4 protein-coding genes are annotated in these 2,927 nt (G+C 68.3%); 3 read left to right on the top strand and 1 reads right to left on the bottom strand.

Features of this window, described 5'->3' with window-relative positions; translation table 11 throughout:
* Positions 1–740: LLM class flavin-dependent oxidoreductase (locus GX015_RS06660; protein ID WP_291343773.1), on the bottom strand; the 740-nt coding region annotated here is incomplete at its 3' end.
* Between the two features lie 389 nt (positions 741–1,129).
* Between GX015_RS06660 and GX015_RS06655 the strand changes: the two genes are divergently transcribed.
* From GX015_RS06655 to GX015_RS06645, 3 genes are all read left to right on the top strand, one after another.
* A complete protein-coding gene (locus GX015_RS06655; protein WP_291343774.1) occupies positions 1,130–2,344 on the top strand; it encodes an alkane 1-monooxygenase in 1,215 nt (404 codons plus the stop codon).
* Between the two features lie 48 nt (positions 2,345–2,392).
* Positions 2,393–2,566: a rubredoxin gene (locus GX015_RS06650; protein WP_046650273.1), complete on the top strand. Its 174-nt coding sequence runs from the start codon at positions 2,393–2,395 to the stop codon at positions 2,564–2,566.
* Positions 2,567–2,927: FAD-dependent oxidoreductase (locus tag GX015_RS06645; RefSeq protein WP_291343771.1), on the top strand; the 361-nt coding region annotated here is incomplete at its 3' end. It lies immediately after the preceding gene.

The following is a 2,927-nucleotide window of genomic DNA, read 5'->3' as shown; positions in this document are numbered from 1 at the left end:
GCCTCCTCATCGGTGTCGGCGACGAACCCCGGGGAATGGACCCCGATGGGCAGATCGCCGTTGCCGAGCTGCTCGTTGGCCTGCCGGTAGAGGTCCGCGAAGGGCCGGAACCGGCGTGCATTGCCGCCGATGACCGCGAGCATCAGCGGCATCTTGTACCGGGCCGCGCGGATGACCGACTCCGGCGAGCCGCCGACGGCGACCCACGCGGTCATGCCGTTTTCGGTGCGCGGGTAGACCTCCTGGTTTTCCAGTGGCGGGCGCAGCTCGCCGGACCAGGTGACGGGCTCCTCCGGCAGCAACGCCGCGAACAAGTCGAGTTTTTCCGAGAACAGCTCCTCGTACTGGGCCAGGTCGAACCCGAACAGCGGGAACGACTCGATGAAGGAACCCCGGCCGAGAATGATGTCCGCGCGCCCCTCGGACATGGCGTCGATCGTCGAAAAGCGCTCGAAGACCCGGATCGGATCGTCCGAGGACAGCACGGTCACGGCCGTGCCCAAACGGATCGTGTCGGTGACCGTGGCCAGGCCGGCCAAGACGACGTCGGGGGCCGAAACCGCGAAGTCGGCGCGGTGATGCTCCCCCACCGCGAAGTAGTCGATGCCCGCGCGATCGGCGAGCCGGCCTTCCTCGATGACATCGCGGATCACCTGCGCCTGATGGACCGGGGCGCCGGCGGCGTCGACGGTGACGTCGCCGAAAGTGTTGAGCCCGAACTTCACGTCCGAAACGTTCATGGTTGCTCCTGCCGGGGTGAATGCGGCGATGGCAATGGCGCGGAGACCCCCGCGGAACGATCCCGCGAGCCGGTCCCGCGGCCCGTCGGCCGCATGGAAAGTGACTGCCCCGAGCCTAGTTGACACATCATCAATTGTCACACATTGGGCCCCTACCTGCATTTTCAGCGCTAACGCCGTTTATTCGCGGATTCCGCAAAATCCGTTGACTTTGTGATCCAAAGCACACATCATGTCGCTATGAGACACGGAGTCTCATAAGCGGGCAGTGCCGGGATCCGACCGGATGCTCGCCGGCACCGCTTGATGCCGGCACCACTGAAGGCAGGAGAGGAACCATGACACACAATCCCGATGTCGTCCGCCGCCGGCGGGCCCGCACCGAGGCGATGGGCCTGCGCCGCGTCGCGGCCGAACCCGACGCCGAGGCCGTCGTCGACCCGTACTCGTGGACCGACCCGAAGCGCTACCTGTGGCTGCTCGGGCTCATCCCCGCCGCGGCCGTGCTCCTCGCCTGGGGGCTGCGCTCCCTGCTGGGGATCTGGTTCAGCGGCTGGGCCATCGACTGGGCCTGGTGGGGCGGGCCGATCGTCGTGTTCATCATCATCCCGCTGCTCGACTACTTCATCGGCAACGACGGCTCGAACCCGCCGGACGAGGTCATGGCCAAGCTCGAAGCCGACAAGTACTACCAGTGGACGCTCTACGCCTACATCCCGCTGCAGTTCGGCTCTCTCATCGCGGCCGCCTACCTGTGGGGCCGCGGCGACCTGACCGTCTTCGATTCCATCGGTCTGGCGCTGACCGCCGGCGTCGCCTCGGGCATCGGCATCAACACCGCCCACGAGCTGGGGCACAAGAAGGACCAGCTGGAACGCTGGCTGTCGAAGATCACCCTCGCCCCGACCTGGTACGGCCACTTCTACGTCGAGCACAATCGCGGCCACCACGTCCGCGTCGCCACGCCCGAGGATCCGGCGTCGGCGCGCTGGGGCGAGCCGATCTACCTGTTCGTCTTCCGCAGCGCCTGGGGCAGCCTGCTCCACTCCATCGCGCTGGAGAAGAAGCGCGCCGCCCGCAAGAAGCGCAGCTTCTGGCACCCGGACAACGACGTGCTCAACGCCTGGGCGATGTCCCTGGTCCTCTACGGCGCGCTGACCGCCGCCTTCGGCTGGATCGTCCTGCCGTACCTGATCTTCCAGGGCGCGATCGGCATCCTCTACCTGGAGGCGGTCAACTACATCGAGCACTACGGCCTGCTGCGCAAGAAGCAGGACAACGGCCGCTACGAGCGCTGCCAGCCGCGCCACTCGTGGAACGCCGACCACATCGTCACCAACATCTTCCTGTACCACCTGCAGCGCCACTCCGATCACCACGCCAACCCGACGCGCCGCTACCAGACGCTGCGGTCCTTCGACGAGGCCGGCAACCTCCCCTCCGGCTACGCCGCGATGATCGCCGTGGCCATGATCCCGCCGTTCTGGCGCGCGGTCATGGACGAACGCGTCATCGCGCAGGCCGAAGGTGACCTGGAGCGAATCAACGTCCGCCCGTCGAAGCTGCCGCAGCTGAAGAAGGCGATCGCGGCGCGGGCCGCGTAAACGCACTCTCCCACCGCCACTCCCCGACCGACCCCGAAGGAACCGACCATGGACTACAAGGTCTACGAATGCCTGCAGTGCGGCTTCATCTACGACGAGGCCGCGGGCTGGCCCGAGGAGGGTTTCGCCCCCGGCACCCGCTGGGACGACATCCCCGATGACTGGTCCTGCCCCGACTGCGGCGCCGCCAAGGCCGACTTCGACATGGCCGAGGTGGCCTGAGTGCCCGGCCACGCCCACGTCGTCGGCGCCGGCCCCGCGGGCTGGGCCGCCGCCCGGCAGCTGGCCCGCGCGGGCTGGTCGGTCGATCTCCACGCGGGCGAGGCGCACCATCCGTACAACCGGGTCGAAGTCTCCAAGTCGCTGCTGGCCGGCACCGCCACGGCCGCCGACCACGGGCTCGGCGCCGTGCCCGACGGGGTGACGCTGCATCTCGGGGACCGGATCGTCGTCACGCGGGGCCACCTGACCCGCGCAGCCACCGGCGAGGAACTGTCCGGCCCGATCATCCTGGCCACCGGTGCGATCCCCCGGACCGTCCCGTCGCTTGCCGACGCCCACGTCCTGCGCACCGCCGACGACG

Source organism: Corynebacterium sp. (assembly GCF_012837295.1).
Taxonomy (GTDB): Bacteria; Actinomycetota; Actinomycetes; order Mycobacteriales; family Mycobacteriaceae; genus Corynebacterium.
The sequence above is the reverse complement of the archived record's forward strand: the minus strand, read 5'-3'. Positions and strand labels throughout refer to the sequence as shown.

Excerpts from the sequence above, each read along its gene's own strand:
- GX015_RS06655 (WP_291343774.1), top strand. The coding sequence starts at position 1,130 with ATGGGCCTGCGCCGCGTCGCGGCCGAACCCGACGCCGAGGCCGTCGTC.
- GX015_RS06650 (WP_046650273.1), top strand. The coding sequence starts at position 2,393 with ATGGACTACAAGGTCTACGAATGCCTGCAGTGCGGCTTCATCTACGAC.